Genomic DNA, 16,240 nt, shown 5'->3' with positions numbered 1-16,240 from the left:
CCGGCGTTTCCAAACCAGCGGATGTTGATTTAGGCCCGTGGCTTCGGCTTCTCAAGTTAAGAAGATTTAATGCCAAAGATGGCGCGAACGCCCAAATTACAGGGGTTTGCGGCGCCATTTCGGCGAAGTAGCGAGTGGATTCAGGCGTCTGAGCCCACTCGCCTTGCCATGCCGACGGATGCCGGCGTGACGAGTTGGAATCCGAACTTTGCGTAAAGGTGGCGAGCGTCGCCGTCCGCTATCAGGCTGACATAGGCGCCGCGCGGGGCGTGGGCTTCAAGACGCTCCGTCAGTGCGGCCATGATTTGCTTGCCGAGACCCTTGCCCTGATGCGCAGGCTCAAGTGCAATGTCAACGATCTGAAAGGCAGTGCCACCGTCTCCGATGATGCGGCCCATGCCGATGGCTCTGCCTGATGCCATGATGGTGACGCCAAACCAGGTGTTGGGAAGTCCCCGTGATGCTTGTTCTTCGGTCTTTGCGCTGAGGCCGGCCGATACGCGTAGCCTGAGATAGTCCTCAACCGTCGGGGTGCTGGGGATGATTTCGTAGCCGTTCATCACAGCCTCTGCATCAGCCGGGTAAACATGAGCAGGCCTTCCGGCCAGGGACCATGACCGGACTCGAGGTTGAGATGGCCGGCTTCGCCGGCTTCATGGAAATCTGAGCCCCAGGCGCTGGCCAGATCTGCAGCGCGCTCGAGACTGCAATGGGGATCGTTGGACGAGGCGACCAGGAGGGACGGAAAGGGCAGGGGGTCGCGTGGTACCGGCAGGAAATCGCGGACGGCATCGGGCGCATGCGGACGCTCGAGATCGGGAGGCGCGACCAGCAGCGCGCCGCGGACCTTGGTGTTCAATCGCGGGGCGGCACGTACCGCTGCGATGCAGCCGAGCGAATGGGCTACGATCACGGCCGGCTTGCCCGCCAGTTCGACGGCCTGCACGATGGTGTCGGCCCAGTCTTCGGGGTCTGGGTCATGCCATTCGGCCTGCTCGACGATTGCAGCCGTACGCATTTTCTCGGCCCAGCGGACCTGCCAGTGACCGGGCCCGGAATTGCCGAGGCCGGGAACGATCAGGATAGCGGCGTCGGCGATCCTCATGCGCCGAACACTCGCGCAAAGATCGTGTCCACATGCTTGAGGTGATAGGCGTCATCGAACATTGCATCGATTTGCTCATCACTGAGAGTCACTTGCGGGTCAGCCTTGAGGTTTTGCGCGAACAAGCCTGCGCGGTCGCCGCGATGTTCCCACACCTTCATGGCGTTGCGCTGAACGGCGGCATAGCTGTCCTCGCGGCTGTAGCCGGCCTGAGTCAGGGCCAGCAACATGCGCTGCGAATTGTGCAGGCCACCGAGCAGGTCGAGATTCTTGCGCATGTTCTCGGGATAGACGACGAGCTTGTCGATAACGCCGGTGAGGCGGGCCAGCGCGAAGTCGAGCGTGATGGTGGCATCGGGGCCGATCATGCGCTCGACCGAGGAGTGCGAGATGTCACGTTCATGCCAGAGCGCGACGTTCTCCAGTGCCGGGGTCACCATGCCGCGCACGAGGCGGGCAAGGCCGGTGAGGTTCTCCGTCAGCACGGGGTTGCGCTTGTGCGGCATGGCCGACGAGCCCTTCTGGCCCGGGGAGAAATATTCCTCGGCTTCGAGCACTTCGGTGCGCTGGAGGTGGCGGATTTCGACGGCAACGCGCTCGATTGAGCTGGCAATGACGCCCAGCGTCGCGAAGAACATGGCATGGCGGTCGCGCGGGATGACCTGGGTCGAGACCGGCTCAATGGAGAGACCGAGCTTTTCGGCGACATATTCTTCGACCGATGGGTCGATATTGGCGAAAGTACCTATGGCGCCAGAAATGGCGGCCGTAGCAATCTCATCACGGGCGGCGACGAGACGGGCGCGGTTGCGGCTGAACTCCGCATAGGCCTCCGCGAGCTTGACGCCGAATGTCGTCGGCTCAGCGTGGATACCATGGCTGCGACCGATGGTGATGGTGTTCTTGTGCTCATAGGCGCGCTTCTTCAGCGCTGCCAGCAGGGCATCTATGTCGGCCAGCAGCAAGTCGGCGGCATTCTTGAGCTGGACGGACAGCGTGGTGTCGAGAATATCCGACGAGGTCATGCCCTGGTGTACGAAACGTGCGTCCGGGCCGACGATTTCGCTGAGGTGGGTCAGGAAGGCGATGACGTCGTGCTTGGTAGTGCGCTCGATCTCGTCGATGCGCTCGACATCGAAACCGTAATCGCCCAACTCCGCCTTGCGAGCGTTCATCACTTCCCAGATCTTATCGGCGCTTTCCTTGGGCACGACGCCGAGCTCGGCAAGCTTGGACGTGGCGTGCGCCTCGATCTCGAACCAGATGGCAAAGCGGCTCTCGGCCGACCAGTTTGCGACCATTTCGGGACGGGAATAGCGCGGGATCATGGATTTAGCCTTGATGGGTGAGACATTGATTCAACCAGGAGGGCACATGACAAGATGCGCCCGCCTGGCGGCCCTTCACTACAGCGGCACCGCGCCGAGGGCCAGCCCCATGTGACAGGGCCGTGGCTGTGAACAATGGCATTTTAACGAACCGGTTATGATTCTCTTTGGCGACTCGGACCAGACCGGGGGCATGTTCAGAGAACGCCGCACCGCCGATCGCAAAGCCGTCAACACCCGTGCCATTGTCGTCTGGGGGGACGACCTGATGCGGGCTTTCGCCATCATTTTGGATATGTCGCAGACTGGCCTGCGGATACGCCTTGATCACGAGGCGCAGATCGAAACCGACGGCTATATCTTGTTCGACAATCGCATGGAGCCCTTCCGAGTCGCCTGGCAGGCAAGCCGGTCGGCAGGGCTACAGTTCACCATGCCGCTCGAAGGCTAGGCCCTGATACTCGCGGCATCGCGAATGGCCCTAATGCGGTTGCCATAGGTCTTAGGGTCATTTCCGGCATAAATGGCGGAGCCCGCAACAAGGACGTTTGCCCCAGCGGCCACGATTGCCGCCGCATTGTCGGCTGTCACGCCGCCATCCACTTCGAGATCGATGTCCCGCCCACCGATCAGCGCCTTGGCCTGGCGGATCTTCGTGAGGCTTTCCGGAATAAAGCTTTGACCGCCAAAGCCTGGGTTGACGCTCATGATCAGGACCAGGTCGCAATCGTCGATGACGTGCTGAATGACGGAAACTGGCGTGGCGGGATTGAGCGCCACACCCGCCTTCCTGCCCAGAGAGCGGATCGCCTGGAGCGAGCGGTGGAGATGAGGGCCAGCCTCGGCATGGACGGTGATGATATCGGCGCCCGCCTTGGCGAAATCGGTAAGATAGGGATCGACCGGTGCAATCATCAGATGAACATCAAAAATCTTATCGGTGAGCCCGCGTACAGCCTTCATGACCGGCGCACCGAAGCTGATATTCGGCACGAAATGGCCATCCATGACATCGACGTGGACATAGTCAGCACCGGCTTCGGCAATGGCCTGCACTTCCGCGCCCAGCCGAGCAAAGTCGGCGGACAGGATAGAGGGGGCGATACGAAGCGGACGTGTGATCATGAACGGTCTCGGATGGAGGAGATTGTCTTCTGCTTAACGCAGGAGGCTCTTCCGGGACAAGGCATTCGGCTCAGGCCGGGATGGCCGCGAAGCAAACGCGATTGCGGCCGGCGCGCTTGGCATCCAGCAGCGATTGATCGGCATGGCGGAACAGGTCTTCGTAATGCATGGTCGTGACGCTTCTTGCCGCGCCGATACTGACACTGAGCGGATAGGGCTGCCCACTGGGAGCAAATTCAATCGCGTCGATTGCCACCCGGATGCGCTCCGCCACCTGGGCGGCCTGATCGTGGTCGGCTGTGGGCAGCAGTACCCCGAATTCTTCGCCACCGAGCCGCCCAACAGCATCAACGGAGCGGACATTGTCACGAATGGCCTCTGCAATAAGCCTAAGGGCTACGTCGCCCGTGTCGTGGCCGAATTGATCATTGATGCGCTTGAAGTGGTCGACGTCGATCACCAAGAGCGCGCAGCCCTGACCAGAGGACCGAGGCTTTTGTGCAAATGACGAGAACGCCCGGCGGGTGAGGCACTGGGTCAACCAATCGGTCGAGGCGATCACGTCAAGCTGCCCATAGGCAAGATTGATCTGTTCAATCCGGGCAAAGAGCCACAGGCAGATTGGTGTCGCCAGCAGCAAGGGCAGCAAGACAGCCATCGCATATCCGAGGCCGGTCTCTGGGATATCCAGGAAGAGGTAGCACAGGAATGTAATGAAGACCGATGAAGCAATACACAGAGCCACAACTGATCCGGCGCGCAATGCGACGCGGATCCGATCCCGACTTGTCAATCTGGGCAGTATGTCCTGCATCGCCCGCTCCTTGTCGAAACCGTAATTCCGGCTTTCCATGTGTGCAACGAAAGGCTCTGGCGATAGGAAAGAAAGCGTCAAGGCCCGCCGGGATAGCCGAGCGAGCCTTGAACATTCAGCCGTTTTGGACCGGCGCGAAGTTGTTCCTGTCATCCAGCTTGGTCTTGAGCCTTTCCTGCAGCACAGAACGTGCCTGCCACCAATCCCTGCTGCGCACCGGCACGCGGGCCACCAGCGTCACCTTGTTTTCATCGAGGCCATCTACGAGCACTTCAGGGCTGTCCGCAGCATCGGAATAGTCACTGCGCAGGATCTCGGTGATTTCCGAGCGAACCTGTGCGAGATCGGCCGAGCGCGGCACTGTGAACTTGGTTTCGACAACGCGGCTTGCCTCGCGGCTGTAATTGATGATTTTTGCGTTGGAGAGCTTTGAGTTCGGCGCGAACATATAGACGCCTTCATAAGTGCGTAGCCGGGTCGCAAAGAGCTCGACCTCGACGACCCACCCTTCGATGCCGTCGGCGTTGATATAGTCGCCGACCTTGAAGGGCTTGAGGAAGACCAGCATGATCCCCGCGGCAATATTGGACAACGTGCCCTGCAAGGCCAGCGCGATGGCGAGCCCTGCGGCACCGAGCACCGCCAGGATCGAGGCGGTTTCTACACCGAATTGCCCCAGGACCACGATAATGGTGACGAAAAGAATGGAGTAGCGGACGATCTGTCCGACAAGCGGCGCTATGGTCGCGTCGTTCTTGAGGCGCGCATTGATCAGCGTCCGCACCTGACGGGAGATGAAGCCGGCCAGAATCCAGCCGACAGCCAGGACGATAATGGCGACGAGGACGTTCCACGCATTCGCGAGGACCCAGGCGGTGGAGACGCCGAAGAGATCGTTGTTATTCACGGTGCTTTCCCTGATTGCAATCACAGAGGCAAAGACAGAAACGCCCTCTATGGTTGCGTGATTTTTTGGCATGGCAGGCATTTGTTGCGCGAGGGCTGCCCGCGTAGAGCCTGCTCAAATGCCCGCGATGCGACGGTGCGGCTCATTGCTTTGTGGCTGCAAGGCGCTACACAGGACACCAAGCAAGGAGCGTCGCCGTGGAATTTTCCCTGCCTCTGGTCATCGGTGCGGGTGTCTTGAGCTTTCTTAGCCCCTGTGTCCTGCCGCTTGTGCCGCCGTATCTGACCTACATGAGCGGGGCCAGCTACGACCAATTGCGCGCCGAGTCGGCGGGCGTCGGCGGTCGCCTTCAGCTGCGGGTCGCCGTCACATCAATTTTCTTCATTCTCGGGTTTACGGTGATCTTCGTTGCCTTGGGGGCGACGGCGACCGCATTCGGCCAGGTCTTCCGCCAGCTCCTGCCCATCCTCACACCGATTGCCGGCATCGTCATCATCGCCATGGGCCTGCACTTTATCGGCGTCTACCGCATCGGTCTGCTCGACCGGCAATTGCGGCATAATGGGCCTGGAGTAGCCTCGGGGCCCCTGGGTGGATTTCTGTTGGGTCTGGCTTTCGCCATTGGCTGGACGCCCTGTATCGGGCCGGTTCTGGCGGCCATTCTGTCAGTTGCAGCCAGCCGTGAGACGGCATGGGAAGGGGCGTCGCTTCTCGGGCTCTATTCGCTGGGGCTGGGCATTCCCTTCTTTCTGGCCGGCATTGCTGTGGGACCTTTTCTGACCTTCTTCCAGGGGTTCAAAAAGCATCTTGGTGTCGTGGAAAAGGTCATGGGTGGGCTGCTTGTTCTCACCGGCGTGCTTTTTCTCACCGATAATTTCACCCGTATTTCTTACTGGTTCCTGGAGACCTTCCCAGTGCTAGCAACTTTCGGCTAGACGGCAAGCGCGCATTAACCCTTGGACAATTTGCCGGCTCTGCGCTGCTTGCAGGGTGCCAATTTTCAGGACTGATTTACCCGGCCGGACAATGCTGGCGACGAATTCGTTCGGGGGTCTTCGGTGAACGCCAATATTCAACCGCTTGCGGGGATCATGGATGGTCTGGTTATTGACCAGCCTGAAATCGCATCGATCGCGCTCGACCGCATTGCCATTCGCGTTACCCAGCGCATAGAGGACGTCGAAGGCGACTGGCGCCGGCTAACGGCAAGAGGGATCGAGTCACCCGGCCAGAGTTTCGACTTCATTCGGCTGTGGGTGCGCGACCGCGCGATTCCCGAAAGCCATCAGCGTTACGTCGTGGCCGAACTGGATGGTCAGGTGGTCGCACTGCTGCCGCTTCATCTCAAACGCGTTTTTGGGGTGCGCGTGCTGACCTGGTTTCCCGGTGCCAATGCCGGATGCTATGCCCCGATCGTCGATCTGGAGCGCCTTGAAGCGCTTGGGGCAGAGGGCCGGACCGCTCTCTGGCGCTCCGTGGCATCCCTTCTTTCCGGCGCGCATTTGCTTTTTCTGCGCTCTATTCCGCATCCGCAGACAGACAAGGCCAGGCTGTTCGGCGAATTGGGGACGGCGCTCGAAACCGAGAGCCTGTATCGCGCGGAATTCACCTCTTGGGAGCACTGTGACGCCGAGCAGCGCAGCCGCTCGCGCCGTAAGCATGATCGGCAGCAGGGCGACCGCCTGGCTGCCTTGGGTGCCGTAACATTCGAGGAAATCAGCGACCCGGAGCGTGCGCGTCCGGTGATCGACACCATGTTCCGCCAGCGCTCGGAGCGGTTTCGCAAACAAGGCATCCGCGATTGCTTTGTCGAGGACAAGCTCACAGGCTTTTATCAGGCGGCCATGGCGGCCAGTTCTGGCCTGGACGTGAGGTTGCACGTTCTGCGTCTCGATGGCGAGGTGGTGGCGGTGCGATACAATGTCGTCCATGGCGAGCGGATGTTCTGCCTGATTTCGTCAATGATCGACAGCGATCGCATCCAGAATGGCTCGCCTGGGAAGCAGTGCCTGCTACGGGTCATGCAAACGGTATTCGGTGACGGTATTCGAACCTTCGATATGGGCGCCGGTCTTACCGACGAGAAGCGGCACTGGTGCAATGTGCAGATCCCGCTGCGCCACCACTATATCAGCCTTTCTCCCTTCGGGGAGGCAGTGATCGACGTGCATACAAGCGTTCAGCGTTTGCGCAGGTGGGCCAAGTCCAGTCCAGCTGTCAAAGGCATGCTGCGCCGCGTACAGCAATGGCGCGACAGGGGCCAGGCCAAGGGCGCATCAGATCAGCTTGAGACCCCGAAGTGAGGCATGGCCGGATTTTCCGATGATAAGGTGGTCGTGCAGCACGATGCCCAGCGGCTTGGCAATGTCTGCAATTTCTCTTGTCATGCGCACGTCTGCCGATGACGGAGCTGGGTCGCCGGACGGATGGTTATGGACGAGGATCAGCGCTGTCGCGGACAGTTCAAGGCTGCGCCGGATAACCTCGCGGGGATAGACCGGCGTGTGGTCGACCGTGCCGACCTGCTGCACCTCGTCGGCGATCAGCCGGTTCTTCTTGTCGAGGAAGAGAATTCGAAACTGCTCGATGGTTTCATAGGCCATCTGGCTGCGACAATAATCGATCAGTTGCGACCACGATGCCAGAATCGGTTGTTCGCGGTCGATCTGGTCGCGGCCATAGCGCTGCGCGACGGCCTGGATGACCTTGAGATTGGTGATCGAGGTTTGGCCGAGCCCTTTGACCTCCGCCAGGCGGGCAGGGGATGCCCCAAGCACGGCTGAGAACGACCCGAAATGGGCCAGCAGGGTCTTGGCGAGAGCCTTGGTGTCACGCTGGGGCAGCAGGATATGGAGCAGCAGCTCCAAGAGTTCATAATCTGCAAGGGCCTCACCGCCCACAGCATTGAAACGTTCACGGGCGCGTTCGCGATGGCCGAGGTAATGCGGTTTTGCCGCCTCGGCCATGCCCGATTCCATGTCCGCGGTTTTTTTGCTCACGCTTTGGTCCGGCTCGCGAGGGGATTGAACAGGCCGCCGGGTGAGCCCGTGAAGATTTCACAGCCCGTTTCGGTAATGCCGATGGAGTGTTCGCATTGCGCCGAAAGCGTGCGGTCGCGCGTCACCGCCGTCCAGCCGTCCGAAAGAATTTTCACGTGCGGCCGACCCAGGTTGATCATCGGCTCGATCGTGAAGATCATGCCCGGCTTGAGCGGTACGCCGGTGCCAGGGGTGCCGAAGTGAAGGATATTGGGCTCATCGTGGAAGAGCTTGCCCAGCCCGTGGCCCACGAAGTCGCGGACGACGCTCATGCGTTCGGCTTCGGCCAAGCCCTGGATCGCCGCGCCGATATCGCCGGTCGTATTGCCCGGCCTGGCAGCGGCTATGCCCGCCTCCAGACAGTCGTAGGTCACCTCGATCAGGCGCTCGGCCTTGCGGGAGATTTCGCCCACCGCGTACATGCGGCTAGAATCTCCATGCCAGCCGTCCACCACCAGCGTCAGATCGATATTGACGATGTCGCCGTCGCGCAGCGGTCGTTCATCGGGAATGCCGTGGCACACGACATGGTTGATCGATGTGCATAGCGAATGGCGATAGCCCTTGTAGAAGATCGTTGCCGGAACCGCGCCATTGTCGCGAGCGAATTCATAGGCGATCTGGTCGAGCTTGGCCGTCGGCACGCCGGGTTCGACATATTCGGTCAGAATGTCCAGAGCCTGTGCGGTCAGGTTCCCGGCCTTGCGCATGCCCTCAAAGCCTTCGCTCCCATGCACAGGGATAACCCCGGGGGTGCGGCGGGCTTTGTTGCTAGCGTCGACGTAAGTGATCATGAGAGCTCTCCTGGCCGCAAAATAGGGGGATCGTCCTTCGATGGGAAGGCCACTGGGCGGCTTGACACTGCTTTGTCTGCCAAGGCATCCAGAAGGGCCTTATCGGAAATCGGACCATGACCCAGCCAGAACAACGCGTTACCGCCGGAATGATCGTCATCGGCGATGAAATCCTGTCCGGACGCACCAAAGACGTCAATATCGGCGCGGTCGCCGATTTCTGTACCGATCTGGGCATTGATCTCACCGAGGTGCGTATCGTCTCCGACGACATGGAAGCCATTGTCGAGGCCGTGAATACATTGCGCGCACGCTATACCTATGTTTTTACCACCGGCGGCATCGGGCCGACGCACGACGACATCACTGCCGATGCCATCGCAAGGGCGTTCGGCGTCGCGCTGCCCATCAATGCGCAGGCCCGCGCCATGCTGGAAGCGCGCTGGCAGCAGACCGGAACCGAGGTGAACGAAGCGCGGCTGCGCATGGCGAGAATCCCCGAGGGCGCTGACCTCATCGTCAATTCCGTCAGCGCCGCGCCGGGCTTCCGCATGGGCAATGTGCATGTCATGGCTGGCGTGCCGGTGATCATGCGCGCCATGCTCGAGGCGCTGGCGCCAACGCTCCAGGGTGGCAAGAAGGTCATGTCGGTGACCGTCAAGGCGGCGGTAGGGGAGGGCACCGTGGGCGGGCCGCTCGGCGCGCTTCAAGAGCAATACCCCGACGTCAAAATGGGCTCCTATCCCCAAATGGGCCAGACCCGCGTGATGACCGAACTGGTTCTACGCTCGTCCGATCCGGTGCGGCTCGAAGAGGCGGCCGGTAAGGTGCGTGAAATGGTGTCGGAAGCTCATCGCAAGGCTGGCATTGCGCCACCAGACGACGCTTATTAAGCCCTTGGTGCGGCAATAACGGGAAATTGCCGCTGGAGAATTGGCGGAACGCCCATGTTTTGCTAAGCACACTCCCTTATTTCGTTGCGCCGCCGCCAGGAGAGCCTTGTGAGCAACCCGAACCAGAAGTCGTTTCCCGTCACTTGGGATCAGTTCCACCGTGACAGCCGCGCGCTGGCCTGGCGCCTTGCCAGTGTCGGCCCGTTCGACGCCGTGGTCGCCATTGCCCGCGGCGGCCTCGTCCCGGCGGCCATTGTGGCGCGCGAGCTTAATATCCGCACCGTGGAGACCGTTGCCTGTAAGAGCTACGACCACCAGAACCAAAGCGGGATCAAGGTGCTCAAGGAGATCAGCCAGCCGGTGCTAGACCTGGCTCGCAATGGTGGCAAGGTGCTGATCGTCGACGATCTGGTGGACACCGGCAACACCGCCCGCGTCGTGCGCGACATGCTGCCGGGTGCGCATTTTGCGACCGTGTATGCCAAGCCAAAGGGCCGGGACATGGTGGACACGTTCATCACCGAGGTCAGCCAGGACACCTGGATCTTCTTTCCCTGGGACCTGGATGTAGCGTATGTGGCGCCGATTTCGGGCGGCACGGACTAACAGCTCAACTTATCCTCACCTGAACGCACAATGACATTCTGCCCTCTCGGCACAAAGAGGGCAGAACATGACAAAGCTATCCGCACGACTTCAATCGGTTCGTAAAGCACTTCAGGAACTGACCGAGTTAAAGGCGTTTGAGAGTTATATCCGTCTCGGGACGGTGCCTGAAGCATTACACAGACTCAGGACTTTAGCGGGCGACGAGCAAAAATTCCTCGACCTCTGTGCCGGCCTTTCTCTCAAGACGTTGAGGGATGGCAGACCCACAACACACTACACCTGGCGCACGGCTGGCGACGACAAGGTTCGCCATGCACATGCGGCTCTAAACGGCCGGATTTTCCCTTGGTCTGATCCGCCCGCTGGAGGGCATCCTGGCTCAGCGATAAATTGTCGATGTTGGGCTGATCCGTACTACGGGAATCCAAATGTGCCGGATTCGCTCTTGCAGCTTTCGCGCAGCCGGGAAGTTGCGACGAGTCTAACCCAGCAAATTGCCGCTATTGAAAAACTTGTCCGTCCCGATGGCAGCATTGCTGCGTCCATTATCGACGTCTTCGATGGCACGAGGATCATCTCCGTATTTCAAGCTGACAGCGTTTCACAAAAGGTATTGTTACCTGATGGCGCCGCATATCAATCGGTGAGATCTACCGGTGTTCAGGAGACAACAGTTCATGAGGTGGGACGACCGAAAGTAACTGTGGCACAGCTTCGCATTTTTGCTCCTTGGACCACACCGCCTCTCCCACTGGCATCGGCTGTATCTCAGATCGAACCAAGTGAGAACCAAACCGAGCCCATCACGCTTGTGGTTGGAATTGTTCCAGTTGCTCTCCGTGCCGCAATCAGACTGTTCAATGCCGCAGTAGCAGCCCCACATGCCTTGGGATTAGGCGAGGGCGACATACCAGTCATTGCATTTAGAGTTTGGACAGGAGGAACGGCGGGAGATGTGGTTAATCTGCAACAAGAATCTCTGACCGCGGAGCAAGTTGCTCAGGCTTGTAGGGCTCTGCCGAATGTCCAGACCTGGACTACTGAGGCTGCGACAGTGAACTTGCCGCAACGCTCGTCGATGTCGGCCCGGGAATGGGGAAACAATGTCCATTGGGCGATCCATAAGCGAGTAGAAGAGCTGAAGCGCGCCTTTCCGAGCACGTTCGCCAATATTTTTTCCGAACTGTCGGTGGACGGGCAAAGGCTGGATAGCACTGCAGCAGGAGGACCTCGCTATGGCCAGCGGGGGACCACCCGTCTCGACATCGTCGAAAAGGTGAATGCAACGATGTATTGCGTGTACGACGTCAAAACTGGGACATCCGGTCTTTCGGAATCACGAATTTTGGAAATTTTGAGCAAGCTGCCCAAGGATATCCTCGTCTACATAGTGGAAGTGCGACCATTTGAATGACAACCGACGCCGACGTAAGGAAAATTTCGCAACCGTTCTTGACCCGAAACAGAGAGTTTCGTTACCGGAAGCGCGAAATTTTTCGGCACCCTATCCAACACATGTGGACGGGGTTCTTTATAGATAGATTGTCTTCAGCCAGGGATGTCCGCACATCATGGTTCGCCGGAGTTTTATTCGGCCCGCCGCCCTCGTTCGTTGCCGGCATTGGAAATATGATAGACGGTGCGAGCGGATCTCTTGACGACCCGGCTTTCGCCGAGCAGTTTCTAGAAAATCTAGAACAGGTCACAGTCGAACTTTTCCCCCAGATAGATACACTCCGAGGTCTCCTCAGATATACGTGGGTGCCGTTTCTTGGAACCGGGAAGTCGCCAATTTCCAAAGCTTTACTACATACTGCGCTTGGAGAATTCGAAGCGGCAGAAAGTATACTTTCCGAGTGGGTTCATTCTGAAGAAAAGCATTTGCAGTGGAATGCCGCTCGCATTGCGCAATACTACAAGAAAGGAAGCAAGGGTTGGCAGCGACAGCAACGTTCCCAAGACGCCTTAGTCGAGAGGTTGTCCGAACTCGCGACGCTCCTCGAGTTAATATCTGGCTCAAAGTGCGCCTCAATTGCGTCGTTGCTACACCGGTGGGAAACGCTAAGCGTCCAAGAGCGCGGAGTTTTACGCTACTGGGAGCCTTCGCCTTTTCCGTTTGAGCTGGCCTGAATTTTTGTTGGCTCGGGATGTGTATCTCATTGTTCGAAGAGATCGGTAAAACTTGGTGCGGGCGGCGGGAATCGAACCCGCAAGGCTAGCGCCGAGGGATTTTAAGTCCCTTGTGTCTACCAATTCCACCACGCCCGCTTGGCCCGGCCGCCCGTCTTTGTCACAAGGCTCTGCGCAAGACAATTGCATGCTGACGATTCTTTGATGGAGAGCAGATGATCGAGCGTATTGAAACCGGTATCGCGCCCTCTTCGGCGCCCATCAATGATGCGGTGCGGGCGGGCAAGCATGTGTGGCTGGTGGCGATTGCAGAGGACCCAGAGACCGGGGACATTGTCGATGGCGGGATAGAGGTACAGACGCGTCGCTGCATCGAAAATCTCGAGATTGCAGTCAAGGCCGCGGGCGGCACGCTGGCGAACTTGGTCATGGTGCAGATTTTCCTCGTCGACAGCACTGATGCGCCAGGCATGAACGCGGTTTATCGTGAATTCTTCACGGCCCAACCCTTCCCGGTGCGCGCCACGGTTGTGGTCAAGGAATTGCTGGCCAAGGGCCTCAGGATCGAAATGACGGCCACGGCGGTGCTGGACTGATGCTGCTCAAGCGCGACCTGCTCGAAGAGATCAAAGCGGGCAAGGTGGATCTCATCTTCCGGCGCTGGAACCGTCCGACAGTCAAGGCCGGCGGCACGCTCAAAACCAAGGTAGGGCTGCTGGCGATCAAAGACGTCACCGATATGAGCCCCGACGATGTTACCGATATGGAGGCGCAGCGGGCTGGGTTTGCCGATCTGGCGGCGTTCTACCGCTGGCTCGACACGATGAAGGACGGCGCGCTCTTTCAGCGGATCGAGGTGGAATATATCGGGGAATAGAGCTCAAACGATTCAGAACGGCAGTGGCGCTCTGAAGGTCATGAACGCGCCCGTGGTGGGATGGGTAAAGCCCAGTTCTGCGGCGTGCAATTGCAACCGTTCGGCTGCTGAAAAGTCTGCAGCTTCAGCATAAAAGGCATCGCCCAGAATCACATGGCCAATGGCCTTCATGTGGACCCTGAGCTGGTGCGTGCGGCCGGTGAGCGGCACGAGCTTGACACGAGTGGCCGTGTCTTCGCGCTCAATGACCTGCCATTCGGTCTGCGACGGGCGTCCATGATCTTGATCGACGCGCTGGCGCGGCTTGTTCAGCCAGTCGGTGGCCAGCGGCAGATCGACGAGGCCAGTGTCATCTTTCATGATACCCGAGACGCGCGCCACGTAGTGCTTGGTGGTCTTGCGGTGCTCGAATTGGCTGCCGATGAATCCGTGCGCTTTCTTGTTGAGTGCCAGCACCAGGACGCCAGACGTGTCCTTATCGAGCCGATGGCACATGCCGGCGCTTGGCCAGGTCTGGCGCGCACGATGTTCGATGCAGTCCCATAGGCTCGGGTCCTTGCCCGGAACGCTCAAGAGCCCGCTCTGTTTGTCCACGACGAGGATATCGTCATCGACGTGCAGGACATTGAGGTAGGGATCGGTTGGCGGGTGGTAATCGAGAAGCGTGGGCATTGCTGGCATGGTGGATTGTCTAGCAGAGGCGGGAAGGATTGACCATTTGTGCCGACCGTCCGCGTGACTAACTTGTGATAAGTGCCGCAGGAACGGCCACGGGGCACTGCGGGTTGTATCGGCGAGTTTCTTGAAAGGAGACCGTCATGCACAAGGATGAAGTGAAGGGCGCCGGCAAGCAGGCCAAGGGTGCAGTCAAGGATGCCGTCGGCGGTTTGACTGGCAATAGCAAGCTGCAGGCTGAAGGCAGGATGGACAAGGCCGAAGGCAAGGTCCAGCAGAAGGCCGGCGAAGTTAAAGACAAGGCTGGCAAGGCCCTAAAGAACTAATATGATGCTGATTTCTCAGGGCCCCCTCGCGGGGCCCTTTCTTTTTGTGCCAGCCGCGGGGGCAGGATGTACCCCGGCTCAGAAGTCCGTACTCCTGGCACTAAGCTAAGTCCTAGTGCCCCGTCTGTTCGATTGCCTTGCCGTGTGTCGCTCGCTAGCGCCATCCAGTCACATTACGATACCATCGGGTCGGTCTCGGCAGGGCATTGTCGGGCCTTATCTGGCAGCGGGACACAGGGTGAGTGACATGGGCGTCGAGATTGAGCGAAAATTCTTGGTGGCGGGCGACGGTTGGCGAGCCTGCGTGACGTCCGTGTGGTCGATGCGCCAGGGCTATCTATCGACTAATGCCAAGGCCACGGTGCGCATCCGGATCGTGGACGATGCAAAGGCCATCCTCACGCTCAAGGGGCCGACCAGCGGCATTTCGCGGGCCGAATTCGAATATGAAGTGCCAATCGAGGAGGGCAGGGCGCTGCTGGAGATCGCGCGGCCAGACGTGGTGGAGAAAAGCCGGCATATTGTGCCGTATCGCGGCCTTGAATGGGAGGTTGACGTATTCGATGGCGCCCATGCCGGACTGATCATTGCCGAGGTGGAACTTTCGAGCCCAGATCAGGCCATCGATATGCCCGAATGGGCGGGGCAGGAAGTGAGCCAGGATGATCGCTACGCCAATGCAAGCCTCTCCCGCCAGCCAGGCGTGCCGCAGCCTCCAACCTCAGGCTGAACGCACTGTTCAGTCCCGACTTTGACCTCGATCATGGCGTGGCCGGGTTTGTGTCCCTACATCAAGGGTACAAACCAAGGAGATTACCATGAACAAGGATTTTGCAGGCAAGGTCGCCTTCGTCACCGGCGCAGCTTCGGGTATCGGCGAGGCTGTTGCCCGGCAATTGGCGGAGCGCGGAGCCAAGGTCGTCGTGGCCGATCTCAAGATGGATGCGGCTGAGAAAGTGGTTGCTGCCATCAAGGCATCGGGCGGGGAGGCCGCTGCCGTTTCCGTGGATGTAGGTCAGGCGGACCAGGTCGACAGCGCCGTGCAATTCGCGGTCGACACGTTTGGCCGGCTCGACGTGGCCGTGAACAATGCCGGCATCGGCGGCAAGGCCGCCGCCTTGGGCGATTACAGTCTCGACGACTGGCACAAGGTCATCGACGTCAACCTGCATTCGGTCTTTTATTCGATGAAGGCGGAAATTGCCGCCATGCTCAAGACAGGTGGCGGGTCCATCGTCAACATGGCGTCGATCCTTGGAACGAATGGCTTTGCCAGTGCCCCGGCATATGTCGCAGCCAAGCATGGCGTGGTGGGCATGACGAAGGCGGCGGCCATCGATTATGCGCAAAAGAACATACGCGTGACCGCCGTAGGTCCTGGCTTTATCGAAACCCCGCTTCTGGGCGCGAACATGTCCGAAGAGGCCATGTCGGGGCTCAAGAGCCTGCATCCCATTGGTCGGCTAGGCAAGCCGGACGAAGTGGCGGCGATGACGCTGTTCCTGCTGTCCGATGCCGCGTCCAACATCACGGGCTCCTACCATCTCGTCGATGGCGGCTACGCCGCGCAGTAACCCCCTGGGGATCGCATCCATGCCTGTCTGCGTTGGCCCAAGCGG

19 protein-coding genes, 1 tRNA gene and 1 pseudogene are annotated in these 16,240 nt (G+C 59.6%); 11 read left to right on the top strand and 10 right to left on the bottom strand.

Annotated features, from left to right (window positions below; translation table 11 throughout):
* Positions 1-140 precede the first annotated feature (140 nt).
* From VE26_RS08405 to purB, 3 genes are read right to left on the bottom strand one after another with little or no spacing between them, the layout of a single operon-like run.
* Positions 141-560, bottom strand: a complete 420-nt coding sequence (locus VE26_RS08405) for a GNAT family N-acetyltransferase (protein ID WP_046104537.1) — start codon at positions 558-560, stop codon at positions 141-143.
* A complete protein-coding gene (locus VE26_RS08400; RefSeq protein ID WP_046104536.1) occupies positions 560-1,105 on the bottom strand; it encodes an RBBP9/YdeN family alpha/beta hydrolase in 546 nt (181 codons plus the stop codon). The genes VE26_RS08405 and VE26_RS08400 overlap by 1 nt, the downstream gene beginning before the upstream one ends.
* Positions 1,102-2,433 (bottom strand): adenylosuccinate lyase, encoded by a 1,332-nt coding sequence (gene purB, locus VE26_RS08395; protein ID WP_046104535.1) that lies wholly within the window; start codon positions 2,431-2,433, stop codon positions 1,102-1,104. The genes VE26_RS08400 and purB overlap by 4 nt, the downstream gene beginning before the upstream one ends.
* Positions 2,434-2,626: 193 nt before the next feature.
* Here purB and VE26_RS08390 point away from each other — a divergent pair, with 193 nt between their 5' ends.
* Positions 2,627-2,884 (top strand): PilZ domain-containing protein, encoded by a 258-nt coding sequence (locus VE26_RS08390; RefSeq protein WP_160297823.1) that lies wholly within the window; start codon positions 2,627-2,629, stop codon positions 2,882-2,884.
* On the opposite strand, the gene rpe is transcribed toward VE26_RS08390, so the two are convergent.
* From rpe to VE26_RS08375, 3 genes are all read right to left on the bottom strand, one after another.
* A complete protein-coding gene (gene rpe, locus VE26_RS08385; RefSeq protein WP_425283833.1) occupies positions 2,881-3,558 on the bottom strand; it encodes a ribulose-phosphate 3-epimerase in 678 nt (225 codons plus the stop codon). The genes VE26_RS08390 and rpe overlap by 4 nt on opposite strands.
* A gap of 70 nt (positions 3,559-3,628) precedes the next feature.
* On the bottom strand, positions 3,629-4,372 hold the full coding sequence (locus VE26_RS08380) for a GGDEF domain-containing protein (RefSeq protein WP_046105167.1): 744 nt from the start codon (positions 4,370-4,372) through the stop codon (positions 3,629-3,631).
* Between the two features lie 115 nt (positions 4,373-4,487).
* Positions 4,488-5,279 carry a mechanosensitive ion channel family protein gene (locus VE26_RS08375; RefSeq protein ID WP_160297822.1) on the bottom strand — a complete coding sequence of 264 codons (792 nt, stop codon included), beginning with the start codon at positions 5,277-5,279 and terminating at the stop codon, positions 4,488-4,490.
* A gap of 197 nt (positions 5,280-5,476) precedes the next feature.
* Here VE26_RS08375 and VE26_RS08370 point away from each other — a divergent pair, with 197 nt between their 5' ends.
* Positions 5,477-6,214, top strand: a complete 738-nt coding sequence (locus VE26_RS08370; RefSeq protein ID WP_046104533.1) for a cytochrome c biogenesis CcdA family protein — start codon at positions 5,477-5,479, stop codon at positions 6,212-6,214.
* Positions 6,215-6,337: 123 nt separating this feature from the next.
* Positions 6,338-7,582, top strand: coding sequence for a GNAT family N-acetyltransferase (locus tag VE26_RS08365; protein WP_046104532.1), 1,245 nt, complete (start codon positions 6,338-6,340; stop codon positions 7,580-7,582).
* Here the strand turns inward: VE26_RS08365 and radC are convergent.
* Together radC and map are read right to left on the bottom strand one after the other, a co-directional pair.
* Positions 7,556-8,245, bottom strand: a complete 690-nt coding sequence (gene radC / locus VE26_RS08360) for a RadC family protein (protein WP_052715833.1) — start codon at positions 8,243-8,245, stop codon at positions 7,556-7,558. The genes VE26_RS08365 and radC overlap by 27 nt on opposite strands.
* A gap of 29 nt (positions 8,246-8,274) precedes the next feature.
* Entirely contained in the window at positions 8,275-9,111 is an 837-nt protein-coding gene (gene map, locus VE26_RS08355) for a type I methionyl aminopeptidase (RefSeq protein WP_046104531.1), read from the bottom strand.
* Positions 9,112-9,227: 116 nt separating this feature from the next.
* Here map and VE26_RS08350 point away from each other — a divergent pair, with 116 nt between their 5' ends.
* From VE26_RS08350 to VE26_RS17425, 3 genes and pseudogenes are all read left to right on the top strand, one after another.
* Entirely contained in the window at positions 9,228-10,004 is a 777-nt protein-coding gene (locus VE26_RS08350; RefSeq protein ID WP_046104530.1) for a competence/damage-inducible protein A, read from the top strand.
* A gap of 108 nt (positions 10,005-10,112) precedes the next feature.
* Positions 10,113-10,610: a xanthine phosphoribosyltransferase gene (gene gpt, locus VE26_RS08345; RefSeq protein ID WP_046105164.1), complete on the top strand. Its 498-nt coding sequence runs from the start codon at positions 10,113-10,115 to the stop codon at positions 10,608-10,610.
* A 64-nt stretch (positions 10,611-10,674) separates the two neighbouring features.
* Positions 10,675-12,027 (top strand): annotated as a pseudogene (locus tag VE26_RS17425) (phage minor head protein); the annotation flags it as partial.
* 769 nt (positions 12,028-12,796) lie between these two features.
* Here VE26_RS17425 and VE26_RS08330 read toward each other — a convergent pair.
* Positions 12,797-12,881 (bottom strand) — tRNA-Leu (locus VE26_RS08330).
* A 77-nt stretch (positions 12,882-12,958) separates the two neighbouring features.
* On the opposite strand from VE26_RS08330, the gene VE26_RS08325 reads away from it, so the two are divergent.
* Both VE26_RS08325 and VE26_RS08320 read left to right on the top strand, forming a co-directional pair.
* On the top strand, positions 12,959-13,339 hold the full coding sequence (locus VE26_RS08325; protein ID WP_046104527.1) for a RidA family protein: 381 nt from the start codon (positions 12,959-12,961) through the stop codon (positions 13,337-13,339).
* The gene (locus tag VE26_RS08320; RefSeq protein ID WP_046105163.1) at positions 13,339-13,620 is read left to right on the top strand and encodes an ASCH domain-containing protein; all 282 of its coding nucleotides are present in this window, start codon (positions 13,339-13,341) and stop codon (positions 13,618-13,620) included. The genes VE26_RS08325 and VE26_RS08320 overlap by 1 nt, the downstream gene beginning before the upstream one ends.
* 12 nt (positions 13,621-13,632) lie before the next feature.
* Here VE26_RS08320 and VE26_RS08315 read toward each other — a convergent pair whose 3' ends face one another.
* Positions 13,633-14,301: an RluA family pseudouridine synthase gene (locus tag VE26_RS08315; RefSeq protein ID WP_046104526.1), complete on the bottom strand. Its 669-nt coding sequence runs from the start codon at positions 14,299-14,301 to the stop codon at positions 13,633-13,635.
* A gap of 137 nt (positions 14,302-14,438) precedes the next feature.
* Here VE26_RS08315 and VE26_RS08310 point away from each other — a divergent pair, with 137 nt between their 5' ends.
* The 3 genes from VE26_RS08310 (at position 14,439) to VE26_RS08300 (ending at position 16,195) form a co-directional block, all read left to right on the top strand.
* A complete protein-coding gene (locus tag VE26_RS08310) occupies positions 14,439-14,621 on the top strand; it encodes a CsbD family protein (protein ID WP_046104525.1) in 183 nt (60 codons plus the stop codon).
* A gap of 247 nt (positions 14,622-14,868) precedes the next feature.
* A complete protein-coding gene (locus tag VE26_RS08305; RefSeq protein ID WP_046104524.1) occupies positions 14,869-15,351 on the top strand; it encodes a CYTH domain-containing protein in 483 nt (160 codons plus the stop codon).
* A gap of 88 nt (positions 15,352-15,439) precedes the next feature.
* Positions 15,440-16,195, top strand: coding sequence for an SDR family NAD(P)-dependent oxidoreductase (locus tag VE26_RS08300; protein WP_046104523.1), 756 nt, complete (start codon positions 15,440-15,442; stop codon positions 16,193-16,195).
* Positions 16,196-16,240 lie beyond the last annotated feature (45 nt).

This window comes from Devosia chinhatensis, assembly GCF_000969445.1.
Classification (GTDB): Bacteria; Pseudomonadota; Alphaproteobacteria; order Rhizobiales; family Devosiaceae; genus Devosia; species Devosia chinhatensis.
Note: the sequence above shows the minus strand (reverse complement) of the source record. Positions and strands in the feature narration are given on the sequence as shown.

What these genes read in the sequence shown, in the direction of transcription:
- VE26_RS08405 (WP_046104537.1), bottom strand. Translation starts at nt 560, where the DNA reads ATGAACGGCTACGAAATCATCCCCAGCACCCCGACGGTTGAGGACTAT.
- map (WP_046104531.1), bottom strand. Translation starts at nt 9,111, where the DNA reads ATGATCACTTACGTCGACGCTAGCAACAAAGCCCGCCGCACCCCCGGG.
- purB (WP_046104535.1), bottom strand. Translation starts at nt 2,433, where the DNA reads ATGATCCCGCGCTATTCCCGTCCCGAAATGGTCGCAAACTGGTCGGCC.
- VE26_RS08305 (WP_046104524.1), top strand. Translation starts at nt 14,869, where the DNA reads ATGGGCGTCGAGATTGAGCGAAAATTCTTGGTGGCGGGCGACGGTTGG.
- VE26_RS08320 (WP_046105163.1), top strand. Translation starts at nt 13,339, where the DNA reads ATGCTGCTCAAGCGCGACCTGCTCGAAGAGATCAAAGCGGGCAAGGTG.
- VE26_RS08350 (WP_046104530.1), top strand. Translation starts at nt 9,228, where the DNA reads ATGACCCAGCCAGAACAACGCGTTACCGCCGGAATGATCGTCATCGGC.
- VE26_RS08315 (WP_046104526.1), bottom strand. Translation starts at nt 14,301, where the DNA reads ATGCCAGCAATGCCCACGCTTCTCGATTACCACCCGCCAACCGATCCC.
- radC (WP_052715833.1), bottom strand. Translation starts at nt 8,245, where the DNA reads ATGGCCGAGGCGGCAAAACCGCATTACCTCGGCCATCGCGAACGCGCC.
- VE26_RS08400 (WP_046104536.1), bottom strand. Translation starts at nt 1,105, where the DNA reads ATGAGGATCGCCGACGCCGCTATCCTGATCGTTCCCGGCCTCGGCAAT.
- VE26_RS08300 (WP_046104523.1), top strand. Translation starts at nt 15,440, where the DNA reads ATGAACAAGGATTTTGCAGGCAAGGTCGCCTTCGTCACCGGCGCAGCT.
- rpe (WP_425283833.1), bottom strand. Translation starts at nt 3,558, where the DNA reads ATGATCACACGTCCGCTTCGTATCGCCCCCTCTATCCTGTCCGCCGAC.
- VE26_RS08390 (WP_160297823.1), top strand. Translation starts at nt 2,627, where the DNA reads ATGTTCAGAGAACGCCGCACCGCCGATCGCAAAGCCGTCAACACCCGT.
- VE26_RS08310 (WP_046104525.1), top strand. Translation starts at nt 14,439, where the DNA reads ATGCACAAGGATGAAGTGAAGGGCGCCGGCAAGCAGGCCAAGGGTGCA.
- VE26_RS08325 (WP_046104527.1), top strand. Translation starts at nt 12,959, where the DNA reads ATGATCGAGCGTATTGAAACCGGTATCGCGCCCTCTTCGGCGCCCATC.
- VE26_RS08380 (WP_046105167.1), bottom strand. Translation starts at nt 4,372, where the DNA reads ATGCAGGACATACTGCCCAGATTGACAAGTCGGGATCGGATCCGCGTC.